This window comes from Halodesulfurarchaeum sp. (genome assembly GCF_036626455.1).
Taxonomy (GTDB): Archaea; Halobacteriota; Halobacteria; order Halobacteriales; family Halobacteriaceae; genus Halodesulfurarchaeum.
The window spans coordinates 1-15,866 of the sequence record NZ_JAZKRK010000021.1 but is presented as its reverse complement, the minus strand read 5'-3'; the positions used below and the strand labels follow the sequence as shown (position 1 = coordinate 15,866).

General features: G+C 61.4%; 18 protein-coding genes. 12 read left to right on the top strand and 6 right to left on the bottom strand.

Going from position 1 to position 15,866, the window contains the following annotated elements; translation table 11 throughout:
* Window positions 1–68: 68 nt before the first annotated feature.
* From V5A26_RS07595 to uppS, 3 genes are read right to left on the bottom strand one after another with little or no spacing between them, the layout of a single operon-like run.
* On the bottom strand, window positions 69–1,019 hold the full coding sequence (locus V5A26_RS07595) for a glutathione S-transferase family protein (RefSeq protein WP_332321405.1): 951 nt from the start codon (window positions 1,017–1,019) through the stop codon (window positions 69–71).
* A gap of 53 nt (window positions 1,020–1,072) precedes the next feature.
* Window positions 1,073–1,708 carry a DUF6517 family protein gene (locus V5A26_RS07590; protein ID WP_332322311.1) on the bottom strand — a complete coding sequence of 212 codons (636 nt, stop codon included), beginning with the start codon at window positions 1,706–1,708 and terminating at the stop codon, window positions 1,073–1,075.
* A gap of 50 nt (window positions 1,709–1,758) precedes the next feature.
* Window positions 1,759–2,664 carry a polyprenyl diphosphate synthase gene (gene uppS, locus V5A26_RS07585; RefSeq protein WP_332321407.1) on the bottom strand — a complete coding sequence of 302 codons (906 nt, stop codon included), beginning with the start codon at window positions 2,662–2,664 and terminating at the stop codon, window positions 1,759–1,761.
* Between the two features lie 81 nt (window positions 2,665–2,745).
* On the opposite strand from uppS, the gene V5A26_RS07580 reads away from it, so the two are divergent.
* The 3 genes from V5A26_RS07580 (at window position 2,746) to V5A26_RS07570 (ending at window position 4,217) form a co-directional block, all read left to right on the top strand.
* Window positions 2,746–3,159 carry a DUF5778 family protein gene (locus tag V5A26_RS07580; protein ID WP_332321408.1) on the top strand — a complete coding sequence of 138 codons (414 nt, stop codon included), beginning with the start codon at window positions 2,746–2,748 and terminating at the stop codon, window positions 3,157–3,159.
* Between the two features lie 88 nt (window positions 3,160–3,247).
* On the top strand, window positions 3,248–3,520 hold the full coding sequence (locus V5A26_RS07575; RefSeq protein WP_332321409.1) for a 4a-hydroxytetrahydrobiopterin dehydratase: 273 nt from the start codon (window positions 3,248–3,250) through the stop codon (window positions 3,518–3,520).
* Window positions 3,521–3,566: 46 nt separating this feature from the next.
* The gene (locus V5A26_RS07570; RefSeq protein WP_332321410.1) at window positions 3,567–4,217 is read left to right on the top strand and encodes an HAD family hydrolase; all 651 of its coding nucleotides are present in this window, start codon (window positions 3,567–3,569) and stop codon (window positions 4,215–4,217) included.
* Window positions 4,218–4,224: 7 nt separating this feature from the next.
* Here the strand turns inward: V5A26_RS07570 and V5A26_RS07565 are convergent, their stop codons facing one another.
* Entirely contained in the window at window positions 4,225–5,484 is a 1,260-nt protein-coding gene (locus V5A26_RS07565; RefSeq protein WP_332321411.1) for a molybdopterin molybdotransferase MoeA, read from the bottom strand.
* A gap of 83 nt (window positions 5,485–5,567) precedes the next feature.
* Between V5A26_RS07565 and V5A26_RS07560 the strand changes: the two genes are divergently transcribed.
* From V5A26_RS07560 to V5A26_RS07545, 4 genes are all read left to right on the top strand, one after another.
* Entirely contained in the window at window positions 5,568–6,563 is a 996-nt protein-coding gene (locus V5A26_RS07560) for an ornithine cyclodeaminase family protein (protein WP_332321412.1), read from the top strand.
* A gap of 69 nt (window positions 6,564–6,632) precedes the next feature.
* On the top strand, window positions 6,633–6,989 hold the full coding sequence (locus V5A26_RS07555) for an Hsp20/alpha crystallin family protein (RefSeq protein WP_332321413.1): 357 nt from the start codon (window positions 6,633–6,635) through the stop codon (window positions 6,987–6,989).
* 2 nt (window positions 6,990–6,991) lie between these two features.
* Window positions 6,992–8,683: an ABC1 kinase family protein gene (locus tag V5A26_RS07550; protein WP_332321414.1), complete on the top strand. Its 1,692-nt coding sequence runs from the start codon at window positions 6,992–6,994 to the stop codon at window positions 8,681–8,683.
* 23 nt (window positions 8,684–8,706) lie between these two features.
* Window positions 8,707–9,768, top strand: coding sequence for an aminotransferase class I/II-fold pyridoxal phosphate-dependent enzyme (locus V5A26_RS07545; protein WP_332322310.1), 1,062 nt, complete (start codon window positions 8,707–8,709; stop codon window positions 9,766–9,768).
* 100 nt (window positions 9,769–9,868) lie between these two features.
* Here the strand turns inward: V5A26_RS07545 and katG are convergent, their stop codons facing one another.
* Window positions 9,869–12,016, bottom strand: a complete 2,148-nt coding sequence (gene katG, locus V5A26_RS07540; protein WP_332322309.1) for a catalase/peroxidase HPI — start codon at window positions 12,014–12,016, stop codon at window positions 9,869–9,871.
* A 171-nt stretch (window positions 12,017–12,187) separates the two neighbouring features.
* On the opposite strand from katG, the gene V5A26_RS07535 reads away from it, so the two are divergent.
* The 5 genes from V5A26_RS07535 to V5A26_RS07515 all read left to right on the top strand — a co-directional run bounded on the left by V5A26_RS07535 (window position 12,188) and on the right by V5A26_RS07515 (window position 14,732).
* Window positions 12,188–12,562 (top strand): translation initiation factor IF-5A, encoded by a 375-nt coding sequence (locus V5A26_RS07535; RefSeq protein ID WP_332321417.1) that lies wholly within the window; start codon window positions 12,188–12,190, stop codon window positions 12,560–12,562.
* Window positions 12,562–13,365 carry an agmatinase gene (gene speB, locus V5A26_RS07530; RefSeq protein ID WP_332321418.1) on the top strand — a complete coding sequence of 268 codons (804 nt, stop codon included), beginning with the start codon at window positions 12,562–12,564 and terminating at the stop codon, window positions 13,363–13,365. Before V5A26_RS07535 ends, speB begins: the two co-directional genes overlap by 1 nt.
* Window positions 13,366–13,403: 38 nt before the next feature.
* Window positions 13,404–14,171, top strand: coding sequence for a Nif3-like dinuclear metal center hexameric protein (locus V5A26_RS07525; protein ID WP_332321419.1), 768 nt, complete (start codon window positions 13,404–13,406; stop codon window positions 14,169–14,171).
* Window positions 14,172–14,233: 62 nt separating this feature from the next.
* Window positions 14,234–14,560 carry a carboxymuconolactone decarboxylase family protein gene (locus V5A26_RS07520; protein WP_332321420.1) on the top strand — a complete coding sequence of 109 codons (327 nt, stop codon included), beginning with the start codon at window positions 14,234–14,236 and terminating at the stop codon, window positions 14,558–14,560.
* Between the two features lie 58 nt (window positions 14,561–14,618).
* On the top strand, window positions 14,619–14,732 hold the full coding sequence (locus V5A26_RS07515; RefSeq protein WP_332321421.1) for an HVO_2523 family zinc finger protein: 114 nt from the start codon (window positions 14,619–14,621) through the stop codon (window positions 14,730–14,732).
* Between the two features lies 1 nt (window position 14,733).
* Here V5A26_RS07515 and V5A26_RS07510 read toward each other — a convergent pair whose 3' ends face one another.
* Window positions 14,734–15,708, bottom strand: coding sequence for a deoxyhypusine synthase (locus V5A26_RS07510; RefSeq protein WP_332321422.1), 975 nt, complete (start codon window positions 15,706–15,708; stop codon window positions 14,734–14,736).
* Window positions 15,709–15,866: the final 158 nt, after the last annotated feature.

Here is a 15,866-nt window from a genome sequence, read left to right as displayed (position 1 = left end):
GGAGTCGGTGATTCGGACCCTAAACCCCGTGCCTACCACGGTGAAAGTGAAACTGGCTAGCTGCCCCGCTATTGGAGCGTGGTCGGCGGTTCGCCCGGCAATTGGTCACGATCGTGGGGCGCCTCGAAGTCCAGGTCTGGCCCACGAGCGATGATGCGCTTGGGGTTGACGTCGGGATGGGTCGTGTAGTAATGCTCCTTGATGTGGGCCATGTTCACCGTCTCGGCGACCCCAGGGAGTTGGTAGATGTCACGGGTGTGCCCCCAGAGGTTGGGGTAGTCGACGATCCGCTTTTTGTTGCACATGAAGTGGGTGTGATAGACCGAATCGAAGCGGACGAGTGTGGCAAAGAGTCGGAGGTCGGCGAGCGTCAGTTGTTCGCCGAGGAGATACCGCTGGTCCTCGAGCACTGTCTCCCACCGATCCAACGCCCCGAAGAGATCGTCGATCGCCTCGTCGTAGGCCTGCTGTGAGTCGGCGAATCCGGCCCGGTAGACCCCGTTGTTGATCGGTTCGTAGAGTTCGTCGACGATTCGATCGATCTCATCGCGCCGACCGACGGGATAGAGGTCCACGGCTCCGTCTCGGTGGGAGCCAAACGCGGTCCCGAGCATGCGCATAATTTCGATCGACTCGTTGTTCACGATCGTCCCGGTCTCGCGATCCCAGAGGACCGGAACTGTTGGGCGTTTGGAGAACCGGGCATCCGCCAGTTGGTACACCTCGTCGAGGTACTCAGTGTCGTTGACTGTATCTTGGGTACAGCCGTTTTTTTCGGGCGTGAACTGCCATCCGTCCGCCTCGCGATACGGGTCGACGATGTCCATCGTGATGGCGTCTTCCAGGCCGAGCAACGTTCGGACGAGTGCCGCCCCGTGGGCCCACGGACAGGCCCGTGAGATGTAGAGGTGGTAGCGACCGGCATCCGGTATGAACGTGGCGTCCCCAGCATCCTCGATCCGGTCGCGAAAGACTGCTTCCTGGCGCCGGAACCGACCGATTTCGTCGGACTCGAACATACCTCGTGTTCGCACTAAGGCTGTAAATAGGCCGTGGCAGCGGTAGTCACCGATCAGTCGGTGCCCGTGTGTTCGATACCGCCGAACATCGTGTCCACGCCGGCCTGCTCACCACTTATGAGGGTCGGGTGAACCGCAAGCCCGATGACGTAATCCCCTTCGTGAGTGACCCGGACGAGATGGACCGTCACATCAACGCTCTGGCCGCCGTATTCGGTCGTGGCGTCGAAGACGGTCACCGTCGCGTCTTCGCCCAGCACGGTCATTGTTCGGTTCTCCCTTTGTGAGACATCCGAGAATCCATCCTGGCCGGCGGCCACGGTTTCGAGGAGTTGTTGGGGTGGCATCGACCCGACGGGGTTCACGGACTGCCCTGCAACATTCATTTGCGGCGTCGAAATGACCACCACGGTTCCCACGGTCTCAGTGGTCGTCACTGCGAGGCCCCGTTCGTATCTCGCGATGTGGTTGGTCGCTTTTACAGTTCGGTCCTGCCCGAGGGCTTCGACGGTCCGGTTGATCGATTGGGTGTCCATCTCGAGTAGTTCGTATTGGGCCGTTTGCTGTGCTTCGTCGGAAACGGACGCTTGGCCGGCCGTGAATTCGAGGGTCTCTCCAGTGAGGAGCGCACACCCGCTTAGCATGATGAGGGCTGTGAGGGCCAGGACGGCGATAATGCGTCTGTTCATACTCTAATTACCCGTGGCAGATATCTTAATCTTCGGCTCGTCGTGGTGGCTTAGTCTGCCGGTGAATCCGTCTCTTCGGCCACCGGCTCGTCGTCCGGGAGGGTCTCGCCCAACCGATCCAGGACCCGTCGACCCTGCACTTCGTCACCCAACGCCCTGACGAGCGCGAGGGCTCGCTGGGCCCGCGTTTGGCGCCAGGACGCCTCCCTGGCCTCGTAGGTCCGGATCGCCCGGAGGAAATCGACCTTCGAGAACTCGGGCCAGTAGGGCGTACAGAAGAAGACCGCGGCCTCGTTCCCGTTTGCGTACCAGGGCAGGAAGTTGCTCGTGCGTTCGTCACCGCCGGTTCTGACGATGAGATCGACCTCACGCATCGCGCCGTGGTACAGCCTGGATTCGATGGTTTCGACGTCGACCGACTCCGGCTCGAGGGCGCCCGCATCGACGTCGGCCGCGACGTCCCGTGTGACATCCAACAGTGCCGCACGCCCGCCGTACGCGATCGCGACGTTTAGCGTTAGACTGTCATAGCCGGCGGTGTGGCGCTGCGCGTAGTCGATCGCTTTCTGGACGCGTTCGGGCATGCGATTGGTCTGCCCGAGCACCCGAATGTTCACCTTGTCCTCGTGGACCCGGTCGCTGTCAGCGAACTCATAGAGCTTCTCCGCCAGAAGGTCAAACAGGTGTTCACGTTCCTCGGCCGGCCGGTCGAAGTTCTCCGTAGAGAACGCATAGATGGTCAGTTCCTCGATACCGAGTTGTGCACACCACTCCAGGACTCGTTCGGTCGTCTCGGCGCCTGCTTCGTGTCCGTCCTTCGCCTCGGCCCCGTGTTCTTGGGCATACCGCCGGTTCCCATCCTGAATGATCGCGACGTGGGATGGGGCCCCCGAAATCTCTCGCCGGAGCACCCGCTCGTAGATAGCTCGAAACCCGCGGGTGATCCAATCACGCATCATCTGTGAGAAGACGGGCCGCGTCCATGAGTTTTCCGCTCGAAGCCAAAGGCTAAACCGATCATCCTCCTACGCCTGAGCATGTCGGAGCCAGGCGACCACGAACTCTATCAGCAGGCGGTCTCCCTGCTGGTTCCCGGGGAGTCCGAACTCGTCGGAATCGTGGTGCATACGGACTACGTACGCAGCGAGGAGCCGGCGATGAACGAATTGATGCTCGAGATAGGCGAGCGGATCGCCGACGTTCTGCAGGATGGAGAGATGTACGTCTATGCCGGCGAGGACGACGACCGCTTCGGAGCCGGGCAGTTTCACGGTCGAGAGCTCAAAGACGATGCGGTCATTTGGGAGTGTCAGCAACTGCTTCGGGCAGAGACCTTTGATCTGGTCTTTTACTGGGAACGGGCCGGGAAACAGGGCGAAATCGTCACGGCGGTCGAAGACGCGGCCGAAACGGTCGTCCCGATTACCGAAGACGGCTTCGTAAAACCGTGAGACCGTGTCGTATTGCGACCGACCTGCGGTAGTGGTTCCGGTCGCCGGGAGGGAAGATCGTTTTACGACGGAAGCCAAGTGCATGGATATGGGAGAGCCACTCACACCTCGGGCCGTACAAAAGCAGCTTCCGCCCCAATGGACCCTCAAGGACGACGAAATCGTCCGCACATACGACTTCGAATCCTATCTTGCGGGCGTCGAGTTTGCGGCCGACGTCGCTCGAATCGCGGACGAGGCCCTTCATCACCCCCGAATCACCATCGAGTTCCGCTCGGTAACCATCGTCTTCACCAGCCACGAGGCCGGTGGTGTGACCGAGCAGGACCTCGAACTCGCTGAGCGGGTCGAGACCCTCTGAGCGACACAGCGCAACACACTTATTTGCCCGCTGACAACTGAATTGCATGCGACCCGAGGCCTACGACTTCTGGTTACTCGATCTCGACGGAACCCTTGTCGACACGGAGTGGGCCTATACACGTGAGGTCTTTGACCGAGTTGGCGAGCAGATGGACTACCATTTCTCCGACCGGGAGGCCCGATCGCTGTGGCATGGCCTGGTCGGTTCGCGAGATGTCTATCTCGACCATCTGGGATTCGAACCAGTCACGTTCTGGGAGACCTTCCATCGCATCGAAGACCCGAAGGAGCGAGTCGAGGCAACCTATCTCCATGATGACGCGTCCTTCGTCGCCGACCTCGACGTGCCGGCCGGGGTCGTGACCCATTCACAGCCGTTTCTCGCCGAGCCAGTGATGGACTCGTTGGGTATCACGGACTGGTTCGATACCGTGATCACCTGTTCTGAGGAGATCGGCTGGAAACCCGATCCTACGCCCCTCCACCTTGCGATGGAGGACCTCGACATCGACCCCGACACTGCCAGTGGGGTAATGGCTGGTGACGCCGACACGGATGTCGGCGCAGCCTGGAACGCCGGGCTCGACGCTGTCCACGTCGAGCGACACGGCGCCTGCGACCGAGGCAAATGCGTGTTGGGTGACTATCGAGTCTCGAGTTTCGCCGAGTTGTGGACCCGATCGGCCTCGGACTGACCCCGACTCAACAGAACGACACCCCCCACCGCTCGACTGGCACTGATTCTCCGACAGTCAGTTCTGTCGATGACTCTGCCACCTGCACCCAGCCGTCAATTCCGGTGAGTGACGGGAGGCCACCGCGCTCGGCAGTACGGGCCACCGGTGAATCGGTCTGGCCGCCCCCGTTGTCGAGGGTGACACCATGTACTGTTCGTCGACCGGCTTCGCTATGCAACTCGGTTTCGAGGGTTGCCTGGACCGTTGGCGGATCGACGGGCTGCGTTCCAACCGCCGTTGCGAGCGCAGGGCGAACCACCAACGAGGCAACAACGAGGCTGGCGATCGGTGTCCCTGGAAGCATTGCGATTGGAGTCCCGGAAACGACGCCGACACCGGCACTATGCCCAGGCCGAAGTGCCAAACCCCGAATCAGCACCTCGCCACGATCAGCGACGACCGAGGGAAGTAAATCTCGGGAGCCGACAGATGACCCGCCTGTCGTCACGATCAGGTCCGCGTCCAGGTCCCGTTCGATTGCCGCTTGCAGGGCCGATTCTTCATCTGTGACCACGTCCCGATACCGGGCAGTGCCACACCACTGCTCCACCTGTGTCGATCCGACGAGTCCGTTCGTCTCGACGACTTCACCCGGGTCTGGATCCGACTGCACGAGTTCCTCCCCGGTGGGAATGACAGCAACCGTCGGTGCGTCCAGAACAGGAATCTTTCGGACCCCCGCCAGTTTGAGAGCGCCAAGATCACCGGGTCGGAGCCGGTGCCCCGCCTCGAAGAGGGACGTTCCGGTTTGGAGGTCTGCCCCGATCGGAGTCACATAGGCTCCGGATTCGACGGGCGCTCGGATTTTGATGCGGTTCCCAGATTGTCCATCAGTTTCCGGCTTGGCCCCCTCCTCGGGCATCTCACTCACGTTCTCGATCATTACGACAGCATCGGCCCCCTCGGGAACCGCCGACCCGGTGTGAACGTATGCAGTTTCACCTGTCCCAATGGCTCCGGTCGTCGTGGAGAAAACGCTCGGTTCGGTACCGGCTGCATCGGTTGTGTCAGCGGCTCGGACAGCATAGCCATCGCGTTCGGAACGGCGGTACGCTGGCAGATTCCGGTCCGCGACTATCGCGTTCGGCAGAACCTGACCTTTTGCCTCGCCGATGGGGACGGTTTCGGTCCGATCGATAGGCCCGAGTTGGTCCTCGAGCACGGCTACCGCCTCCGCGATCGGCGTCGGACCGCCGTCCAATCGGTCCCTGTCCGAGTCAGTCATAGTCCCGGATTGGCCCGGCGCGCCAATAACAACCCGGGACGGCCACCCCGAGGTTTTCGGCGATGGCGCGTCTCGGTTGCAGTATGACAGACGTCTTGTTCCTCTCCAACGAGGACGTGTCTGGGCTTGCCGAACAGTCGGCGTTCGTTGAGGTCGTTCGGGAGGCCTACCGCCAGCGTGGGACAGGTGCGCCAGCAAAACCCCGGACTGCGCTCCGAAACACGGAGCCGCCGGGACTGTTCACGACCTACGCGGCCATTCTACCGGAGACTGGAGTGATGGGTGGATACATGTACAGCGCCGGCTTCGAGGCGGGTGACGCCTGGTTCGTCACCCCACTTTTCGACGCCGAGTCAGGCGAACTGCTGACGATTGTCGACGGCGCGAGCATGAACCCGTTCAAGACCGGGGCGACCGGTGCTGTGGGAGTTGACTCCCTGGCCAGGGACGATGCAAGCGTGCTCGCGATCTTTGGTAGCCAGACCCAGGCCAAAGCGCAACTCCGGGCGACCGCAACCGTTCGTGACCTGTCCGAGGTCCGGGTCTATTCCCCTACAGACACCTCTCGCGAGGCGTTTGCAGAAACAATGACTGACACGACCGAGGCGCCGATAACTCCCGTGTCGAGCCCGGCCGCCGCTCTCGATGGGGCGGACATCGTGATCACAGCCACGGATGCCAGCGATCCTGTCTTTGATGGCTCTGACCTCGAGCCTGGAACCCATGTAACGGCGATGGGACAGTACGATCCGAACAAATACGAGCTCGATGCAACGACTCTCGAGCGGTCCGTCTACGTTCCAGACCTCGAAGCCCGGGTCCTGCAGGACGCCGGGTCGTTTCTCAACGCCCTCAAGGCGGGAGTCATCGAGGCCGACCACGTGCACGCGGAACTCGGCGCGGTAGTCGCCGGGGAGGCTCCCGGGCGGACAACCGCCGATCAGATAACCGTCTTCGACAGCGGTGGAACCGGTATCGAAACGACCGCCGGGGCGTTCCTGCTCTACGAACGGGCCCGCGAAGCGGGCCTGGGCACCACTATCGAGTTCGCGCCGGCCAGTGAGGCCTTCCTGGAGTAGTCGCCACAAAGCCGGAAGGGGATGGCCGCTACCACTGGCATTTAGGCCCTTGGCCCCCAATTGTGGAATATGGCTACTGATCCGTTACGCGAGGCGCTTTCGTCGCTCCCGGACGCCGTCTTCGCAGATTTACTCGAATCGGAGGCAGCCTACCGATTGATCCTCGATGTGCCTGGAGTTGACGAGGAGGGTCTTTCAGTGGCGGCAACCGAAACTGCACTCAAAATCGAGGCCCAGCGGCAGAAGTCGGTCCCCGAGGGCTTCGAATATCACACCGATACTCGGTCGATGGTTCTCGAAGCGACCATTCCGATGCCACCTGATGCGAATCCCGCGGACGCAAGTGCCATGTTGGACCGAGGGGTCCTGACCCTCGATGTCCCCAGGGGAACGGGCGCTGGGCGATCGATTCCGATCGAGGGATAGTCATGGGGCGACTTCGCTCGTATTGGCGGTTCGTGGTAGTTGCGTACCACTTCCTGCCACTGTTGGTGATATGGCTCAGGGACCGGCGCCGGTTTCTCCTCTTTGGCAGTTCCCGGTCGATCGATTCGGGCCAACGTCGTGACCGTGCCCAACAACTCCTGGATTCGTTGCTCACGCTCGGACCGACATTCATCAAGTTCGGACAGATCCTTTCGACGAGGCCGGACGTCTTGCCGCCGGAGTATATCAGCGTCCTCAGCCAACTTCAGGATAAAGTTCCCCCGGCGCCCTGGTCCGAGGCCAGGCAAGTCCTCGAATCGGAACTCGGGCCGGTGGAGGAGCACTTTGCCGAATTCGATACCGATGCGATTAGCGGAGCGAGTCTGGGTCAGGTCTACCGGGGGAAAATTGACGGTCAGCCCGTCGCCGTGAAAGTCAGACGGCCCGGCATTGATGGGCTTGTCGAGGCGGACCTCACGGCGATCCATTGGGCGCTCCCGCTCCTCCTATATTTTGCCGACGAGGCCCGATCATTTTCGCTTCAAAACCTCGCGGACGAGTTCGGGAAGACGATCCGGGAGGAGATGGACTACGATCGCGAGCGGCGGATGTTACAGGAGATCCGGAGCAATTTCAGTGACGATTCACGGATGATCATGCCGGAAGCCATCGAGTCCCACTCCAGCAGCCGGGTTCTCACGATGGAATACGTTCCCGGGACCAAGATTACTGACGTCGAAGCCCTCGACGAGCAGGGCATCGATCGGAGTCAGGTCGCGGAAACCCTCACTCGAACGTATCTGGAGATGATTACTGACGATGGTGTCTACCACGCCGATCCCCATCCGGGGAATCTTGCGGTTCAGGAAGACGGCACGATCGTCTTTTATGACTTTGGCATGAGCGGCCGGGTCGAACCCTACATTCAAGACAAGATCGTCGATTTCTATCTCGCCGTTGCCAATCAGGACATCGACGAGATTCTCGACGTTCTCACCGCGATGGGAACACTGTCACCTGACGCCGACCGGCAGACGATGGCCGAAGTGATGGAACTGGCTATCCAAGACGCTCGCGGCGAGCAAATCGAGACCTATCGAGTGCAGGAGATCCTGGAGCAGGTCGAAGACACAATCTACGAGTTCCCCTTCAGACTCCCGGAGAACCTCGCGTTGGTGATGCGCCTGGCGACCATCGTGGAAGGGGTCTGTGTGACTCTGGATCGAGAATTCGACTTCATCGAGGTTGCCTCGGCGTATCTCACAGAGGAAGGGTACCGTGAGGACTCGGTCAGGAAGGTTCTCTCGGACACCCGCGACGATCTCGAGGCGGCCGCAAAGGCCTCTATCGACATTCCACCCAAACTCGAAAGCGCCCTCGACCGGGTCGAACGTGAGTCACTTACTGTCCAGGCGGAAGTCCAAGACAGTGACGACGTGATCGAACAGTTGACCAAACGACTCGTCCTCGGCATGCTCCTGGCTGCCGGGATTCCAACGACGGCTCTCCTATACGTCGAATCGGCGTTCCCCGCCGTTTGGGCGGGCGTGGGACTCACGCTCGGGGCAGGCATCTGGCTTGTCCGGAGTTTCACCCGGCGGGAGGGGATCCGGACCGCCCCCCAGATGACAGACCAGTACCTCGGCGAGCGCCAGGGGCACCGGCAGACAGGCGGCGATTCCGGGGAGAACTAAGTTCCCCCGCCCGAATTTCGGGTATGGACGTTCCGCCGTTCGAACTCGAACGCTTCTTCGCCGAATACGAACATGAGGCCGACATCATGCTCGCAGAGTCGGGAATTCGGAGCCTGGCGGCCGATCGCTTCGATCTCGACCCGGGTCGTCTCGGCTACGTTATTCCAACCAATGGGGACCCCGAATTGCGGGCCCGAATTGGGGAGCGATACGGTCGAAGCCGAGACGAGGTGCTTCTTACGGTGGGCACCCAGGAGGCCAATTACACGCTCTACCGGTCCCTGCTAAACCGGGACGATCACGCCGTCGTCGTGACCCCGACCTACCAGGCGTTGCATACAGTTTCCGAAACCATCGCCTCCGTGACTCGGGTTAACCTCGAACCGCCGGACTGGACACTCGACGTCGATGCGGTGGCCGATGCGGTCCGACCTGAGACCACCCTTATCGTCTTCAACAATCCCAATAATCCCACTGGGCGCTACCACGACCCCGAGACGGTCACGGCGCTTTACGACATCGCGGCGGACAACGACGCCTTCCTCCACGCAGACGAGGTCTACCGGCTCCTCGATCCGGATCCGAACCCACCGGTCGCGTCACTGGGCCCGCATGGAATCAGCACTGCCGGGCTCACGAAAGCGTACGGGCTTGCTGGCCTCCGGTTCGGGTGGTTGGCTGGGCCAGAACACGTCGTCGAAGCAGCCTGGGAGTGGAAAGACTACACCACCATCTCGCCCTCGAAGATCGGCCAGCACGTGGCCAAACAGGCCCTCGGCGAGCAGGAAGCAGGCATCCTTTCCGAAAACCAGACACTTGCAAAGCGGAACCGGGAGATCGTTCGATCGTTCCTCGAGGAACAGGGACTTTCCTGGTACGATCCGGTCGGGGTCAACGGGTTCGTGGAAGTCCCACCTGGGTTTGCGGGTTCCGAGTCGTTCTGCCGGGCGTTCGTCGAGGAGCAATCCGTCGTGCTGGCTCCCGGTGCCGCGTTCGGGTTCGACGAGTACTTTCGGATCGGCTTCGGGCTTCCGACGACGGAGCTGAAGGACGGGTTGTCTCGGTTGCGCTCGTTTTTGAACTGAACCACAGACCGGACTATCCCATGGACCAGCGTGGCAATTCACGAACCCGATGAGAGTCAATCGAGTCCGTCCTCTCTCCTCGGCCGAGACAGCCTTGGGTTCAGTCGAGGTCGAAGCGATCGAGTTGCATCACCTTCGACCACGTCTCCACGAAGTCATGGACAAACTTCGCTTCCGCGTCATCGGCACCGTACACCTCAGCGATCGCACGGAGCCTGGCGTTCGCGCCGAAGACCAGATCCACACGTGACCCCTCCCACAGGACCTCGCCCGTGTCGCGATCCCGGCCCTCGAAGTGATTGTCGAGGTCATCGACCGCTTCCCACTCCGTCCCGTTGTCGAGCAGGTTCACGAAGAAATCGTTGGTTAACGTGCCCGGTCGGTCGGTGAAGACGCCCAGGTCGGACTGTTCGTAGTTCGCCTCGAGCGCCCGCATGCCGCCGACCAGCACCGTCATCTCCGGTGCCGAGAGCGAGAGAAGGTCTGCCCGGTCAATCAACATTTCCTCCGCCATCCGCTCAGCGTCCCCTCCGAGATAGTTCCGGAAGCCGTCCGCCGCCGGCTTGAGCGCCTCGAATGAGTCGACGTCGGTTTGCTCCTGGGAGGCATCCGTTCGGCCCGGTTCGAACGGCACGGTCACGTCGTACCCGGCGTCCGCTGCTGCCTGTTCGATTGCCGCGTTCCCAGCCAGGACGATGAGATCGGCAAGGGAAATCTTCGTTCCGTCGGACTGCGCGCTATTGAAATCCGCCTGAATATCTGCAAGCGTCTCCAGCACGGTTTCGAGCTGTGCCGGCTCGTTCACTTCCCAGCTCCGCTGCGGTTCGAGCCGGATTCGGGCCCCGTTTGCCCCGCCCCGCTTGTCGCTGTCGCGGAAGGTCGAGGCAGCGGCCCAGGCGGTCTTGACGAGTTCCGGAACGGAGAGATCCGACTCCAGAACGCTCGTCTTGAGTTCGGCGACGTCCTCGTCCCTGATCAACTCGTACTCGACATCCGGGACTGGATCCTGCCAGATCATCACCTCGTCCGGGACTTCGGGGCCGAGGAACCGCTCCGGTGGCCCCATGTCCCGATGAATCAACTTGTACCACGCCTTCGCGAAGGCCTCTTGGAACGCCGATGGGTCTTCCTGGAAGTGTTCGAGAACCTCCCGGTAGTCGGGATCCCGCTTCAGCGCGACGTCAGTCGTCAGCATCATCACGTCCTCCTTCTCAGACGGGTCAGCGACGCCCGGTGCGGCCTCGTCCAGTTCGCCGCTCTGTGTGGTCCACTGCCATGCACCCCCGGGCCCTTTCTCGGGCCACCATTGGTATTCAAGCAGATTGTCGATGTAGCTCATGTCCCACTGGGTCGGCGTGGTGTTCCAGGGCCCCTCGATACCACTCGAAATTGTGTCGGGGCCCTTGCCCTCGCCGTAGTCGTTCTCCCAGCCCATGTTCTGCTTCTCCATGGGTGCCGCCGCTGGCTCTGGACCCATGTGCTCGTCGGGGTCGTCGGCACCGTGGACCTTCCCGAAGGTGTGTCCGCCGGCGATCAGCGCGACCGTCTCCTCGTCGTTCATCGCCATTTGCCCGAACGATTCTCGAATGTTCCGGGCCGAAGCCTCCGTATCTGGCTCCCCATTCGGCCCCTCGGGGTTCACGTAAATGAGTCCCATCACGGTGTTGCCCAGCGGCCACTTGAGGCTCCCGTCCTCGTCGAAGCGCTCCTCGGCGCTCGCTTCCCACTCCTCTTCTGGCCCCCAGTCGACGGCCTCGTCTGGCTTGTGATCGTCTTCGCGTCCGCCGGCAAACCCGAACGTCTCGAATCCCATCGATTCGAGGGCGACATTTCCGGCCAGAACGATCAGGTCTCCCCACGATAGCGTGCGGCCGTATTTTTGCTTGACCGGCCAGAGGAGGCGTCGGGCCTTATCGAGGTTGACGTTGTCGGGCCAACTGTCGAGTGGCGGGAGGCGCTGTCGACCACCGGCCGCCCCTCCCCGGCCGTCGAAGGTCCGGTACGTGCCGGCACTGTGCCACGCCATCCGGATGAAGAATGGCCCGTAGTGGCCGTAGTCAGCAGGCCACCACTCCTTCGAGTCCGTCATCACCGCTTCGATATCTGCTTTGACGCTCTCGTAGTCGAGTTTTTGGAACTCCTCGGCGTAGTCGAAATCCGCCCCATACGGATCGACGTCTTGTGTATTCTGGTCGAGTATCTCAACGCGCAACTGGTCCGGCCACCAGTCCTGGGTTAGCCCGTTCATCACCTGATCTAGGCAGCGTTCAGGTTTTAATAGTAGGCATTGGGGAAGTTTTATGGTCTACCCTGGGACAAAGATGGGTAAGATTCGGCGTCGTGGGCATTCTCCACGAGAGGGAGTTGCTGGACGTGCCGTTCCAAACTGTTTATAGCCCGCAAGCGAAAAACCCGCGATATGCCCAAAGAGCAGAATGAAGTTCGTGATCTTCAGGAAGGAAACTACGTCATGATGGACGACGTCCCCTGCAAAATCACGGCGTACAGTACGGCCAAGCCGGGCAAGCACGGGAGCGCAAAGGCTCGGGTCGAAGGTCGAGGCGTCTTTGATGATCGGAAACGCTCGTTCTCCCAACCGGTCGACCAGAAGATTTGGGTCCCGATTATCGAACGCCAGCAGGGCCAGGTCGTCTCGGTCGACGGCAACGACGCCCAAATCATGGACCTCGATACCTACGAGACGTTCACGATGCGGATTCCCGAGGACGAGTCCATGGCCCCCGACGACGAGATCGAGTACCTGGAATACGAAGGCAAGCGCAAGATCGTGTAATGTTCCCGGGCGCGAACACGGATCGGTCCGAGGCCGATTTCGTGATCGTCGGGACCCCACTTGACGTCTCGACGAGCTTTCAGCCGGGGACCCGTTTTGGTCCCGACCGGATCCGCCACTTCGCCCAGGGATTCGAGGATTACGACCACCACACGGAGCAGCACTTTACTGCGTGTTCGGTTCACGACTACGGTGACATTACTGCCTGGGATGACGCCCGCGAGTATCTGGACTACCTCTCCGGTATTCTCGGGGACATCCGCTACGAAGACTCGATTCCGTTGCTCTTGGGCGGGGAACACACCGTGACGGTCGCCGGCGTCGAGGCCGTCGAACCGGACGTGTTCGTCACGCTCGATGCCCATCTCGATCTGCGGGCGGAACTAGCCGGAAACGTTTGGAGCCATGCCACCGTGACCCGTCACGCCCTGGACGTTGCTGATCGGGCAGTCATCCTCGGGGCCCGCGCCGGAAGCGAAACTGAATGGGAACGAGCAGCGGCTGCTGATGTGACCGTCGTTTCACCGGATGCGGTTGCGGAATGGACGCCCGACTTCGCGGACGAATCGGTGTATCTCAGCGTCGACATTGATGCCGCCGACCCAGGGGTCGCACCCGGAACAGGAACGAAAGAGCCCTACGGCCTTTCCGCACGGGCCCTTCGTGACGTCGTCAGGACCGTTGCGCCCGCTATGGACGGCTTTGACGTGGTCGAGGTCAACGATCGGGACGACGGACAGGCTGCGACTCTCGCCGCGAAACTCCTTCGGACGGCTGTATTTCGCTCGACAGCCATTCGGTGACCCCCGACTCTTTGTATTCGGCTTGTGAAGCCTGGCGCATGCAAAAGGCAGTCCTTTTCGACCGACTCGACGAGGAATTGGATACCGACGCGTATGCGGATGTCGACGCGAGTGCAAACGGGCTCCAGATCGGGGCCACTAGCGGTTCGGCCGACCGTGTCGCGTTCGCGGTGGACGGGGTGGTCTCGACAATTGAGGCCGCAGCCGACTGGGGAGCCGATGTTCTGGTCGTCCATCACGGCCTCTCGTGGAGTGGCATCGAGCGGGTAACGGGGCGGACATACGATCGAATCGCGGCGTTGGTCGAAAACGAGATCGACCTATATGCCGCTCATCTCCCGCTCGATGGCCACCAGTCGTTTGGTAATGCTTCCGGGCTGGCCAATCGTCTCAACATGGGGAACCGGTCTCCCTTCGGTGAGCTGGGACCGGTTACGATCGGACAGAAGGGATGGTTACCGACACCGATGACGCCGAGCGAGCTCCAATCGACGCTCGAAGCCGAACTCGAACATGCTGGCGAAGGGGTCCAGTTGTTGGAGTTCGGGACCGATCAGATCGAAACTGTCGCCATCGTGACCGGCAGCGGGACGGACTGGATGGACGAAGCGGCCGCCACAGACGTGGATGCGTTCATCACAGGCGAAGGAGAGGGCAAACTCTACCACATGGCCAAGGAGTCCGGCGTGAACGTGTTCCTTGGCGGGCACTACGCGACCGAGACGTTCGGGGTCGCGGCCCTGGCGGAGTTGGTTGCGGAATGGGGTCCGGAGACGATGTTCATCGACGAACCGACCGGGCTCTAGGCAGAGTGCGGGTTCCCCAACACTCGGTTATTTGTGACTTCGTGACATAGTGTCACGCACACATGTCAAACGACGAGGATCCCATCGAAGAAATGCCCTCGACGCCACGACAGTTTGCTCGGGAGCATCCGGACGTCTGGGCGGCCTACTCGGACCTGGGGGAGGCCACTGCCGAAGCTGGCCCACTCGCTGGCGAACAGAAGCGACTCGTAAAACTGGCCATTTCGATCGGGGCCCAGTCGGAAGGAGCGGTCCATTCACACGTCAGACGGGGACTGGACGACGGCGTCGATCCGGCGGCGATGCGGCAGGTCGCGATCCTCTCGATCCCGACTGTCGGCTTCCCGGCGGCGATGGCTGCGCTGAGCTGGATCAACGACCTGGCCTGATCCGGGACCTGCTTCCCGAATCTCGTCGTCTCCGCTGTGCATCCACCCACTATCTGTCATGGAGAACGTCCCGACCTGCCCGACGTGTGACCGCCCGCTCTACAGCCGTCACTGCAAGTACATCTGCCCTACCCACGGCGTCGTCTTCGACTGTTCGGACCCGTTCTGGTGAGTTAGAGGTCCTCGAGAACACCGGCGACAATGAGCGGGAGGACAAGCGTGGCTTCGGCTTCGATCAGCGTGTGGTTCTTTTCGCCGTCCTTGATCTTCCCCCAGGAGACGGCTTCTTTCGGTGGGGCACCGGAGAGTGACCCATCGCCCTCCATTCCAGTCGAGACGTAGACTGCATAGTCAGCGCCCCCGCGGAAGAGGTTGGTCATGATCGCCTGGTGTTTCGGAACGCCACCCCCGAGAACGACCAGGCCGGTCTCTTCAGCCAGCAGCCCCTCATCGATGAGGGCGTCGTAATCTTCGAGAATCTCGATGCCAACCTCGGGGTCCTCGTTCTGACGGTAGTAATAGAGGAAGTTGCCGACCTCCGCGTCCACGAGCGCAGGGCAGTATACGGGCACCTCGTTTTCGGCGGCCTGGACCAATACCGAGTCCTCGTCTTCCAGCCGCTTTCCGATCTCGCGGGAGAAGGCAGTCGGGGTTCGGAGCTTCTGTTCGGCGAAGAAGTCGGGGAAGAAGTCGTTGAGATAGGATTCGAGCCAGACATAACGGTCCGACGGGACGAAGATGTTCCCGAGTCTGTTGATTCCCTCCTCGCGCATCGCGATATCGTCGACTTCCCACTCGCCCATCTTGAACGGCTTTTCGGACTTGATGATGTCCTCGGTAATCGACCCGGAGGTGGTGATCAAGACATCGATCAGGCCCTCCCGAACCATCGCAGCGACGACCTCCCGAAGCCCGGAGGAGACGATGTTCGACGTCAGCGTGAGGTAGATCGTGGCGTCGGCTTCGCGCATTTGTTCGATCAGGTCGATGGCCTCCGAGACGGCACTCGCCTGGAACCCGGTCGTCGCATAGCTATCGAGCAGATCGCCCACGTCGAACTCGCCCCGGAAGTCATAGCCCCTGACATCGGGCCCCTCCAGGTCGGCGTCCGACCCCGGAACGACGTTGTCCTTGGTGTCCTCGCTCATAGTCAAACGGGCGTGACGAGGCGTAAAGAGTCCATCACTTTCGAACCGCGCAGCAGACCGGAGTTTGTTTTTTCCTCCGGGTTGAAGTCCCGACCGGCCGATGACGATCCACCGGGCCGAGCCGGCGTAGGCACCCGGCGATGACGAACCCTATGAGT

What these genes read in the sequence shown, in the direction of transcription:
- V5A26_RS07595 (WP_332321405.1), bottom strand. Translation starts at nt 1,019, where the DNA reads ATGTTCGAGTCCGACGAAATCGGTCGGTTCCGGCGCCAGGAAGCAGTC.
- V5A26_RS07590 (WP_332322311.1), bottom strand. Translation starts at nt 1,708, where the DNA reads ATGAACAGACGCATTATCGCCGTCCTGGCCCTCACAGCCCTCATCATG.
- uppS (WP_332321407.1), bottom strand. Translation starts at nt 2,664, where the DNA reads ATGCGTGATTGGATCACCCGCGGGTTTCGAGCTATCTACGAGCGGGTG.
- V5A26_RS07580 (WP_332321408.1), top strand. Translation starts at nt 2,746, where the DNA reads ATGTCGGAGCCAGGCGACCACGAACTCTATCAGCAGGCGGTCTCCCTG.
- V5A26_RS07575 (WP_332321409.1), top strand. Translation starts at nt 3,248, where the DNA reads ATGGGAGAGCCACTCACACCTCGGGCCGTACAAAAGCAGCTTCCGCCC.
- V5A26_RS07570 (WP_332321410.1), top strand. Translation starts at nt 3,567, where the DNA reads ATGCGACCCGAGGCCTACGACTTCTGGTTACTCGATCTCGACGGAACC.
- V5A26_RS07565 (WP_332321411.1), bottom strand. Translation starts at nt 5,484, where the DNA reads ATGACTGACTCGGACAGGGACCGATTGGACGGCGGTCCGACGCCGATC.
- V5A26_RS07560 (WP_332321412.1), top strand. Translation starts at nt 5,568, where the DNA reads ATGACAGACGTCTTGTTCCTCTCCAACGAGGACGTGTCTGGGCTTGCC.
- V5A26_RS07555 (WP_332321413.1), top strand. Translation starts at nt 6,633, where the DNA reads ATGGCTACTGATCCGTTACGCGAGGCGCTTTCGTCGCTCCCGGACGCC.
- V5A26_RS07550 (WP_332321414.1), top strand. Translation starts at nt 6,992, where the DNA reads ATGGGGCGACTTCGCTCGTATTGGCGGTTCGTGGTAGTTGCGTACCAC.
- V5A26_RS07545 (WP_332322310.1), top strand. Translation starts at nt 8,707, where the DNA reads ATGGACGTTCCGCCGTTCGAACTCGAACGCTTCTTCGCCGAATACGAA.
- katG (WP_332322309.1), bottom strand. Translation starts at nt 12,016, where the DNA reads ATGAACGGGCTAACCCAGGACTGGTGGCCGGACCAGTTGCGCGTTGAG.
- V5A26_RS07535 (WP_332321417.1), top strand. Translation starts at nt 12,188, where the DNA reads ATGCCCAAAGAGCAGAATGAAGTTCGTGATCTTCAGGAAGGAAACTAC.
- speB (WP_332321418.1), top strand. Translation starts at nt 12,562, where the DNA reads ATGTTCCCGGGCGCGAACACGGATCGGTCCGAGGCCGATTTCGTGATC.
- V5A26_RS07525 (WP_332321419.1), top strand. Translation starts at nt 13,404, where the DNA reads ATGCAAAAGGCAGTCCTTTTCGACCGACTCGACGAGGAATTGGATACC.
- V5A26_RS07520 (WP_332321420.1), top strand. Translation starts at nt 14,234, where the DNA reads ATGTCAAACGACGAGGATCCCATCGAAGAAATGCCCTCGACGCCACGA.
- V5A26_RS07515 (WP_332321421.1), top strand. Translation starts at nt 14,619, where the DNA reads ATGGAGAACGTCCCGACCTGCCCGACGTGTGACCGCCCGCTCTACAGC.
- V5A26_RS07510 (WP_332321422.1), bottom strand. Translation starts at nt 15,708, where the DNA reads ATGAGCGAGGACACCAAGGACAACGTCGTTCCGGGGTCGGACGCCGAC.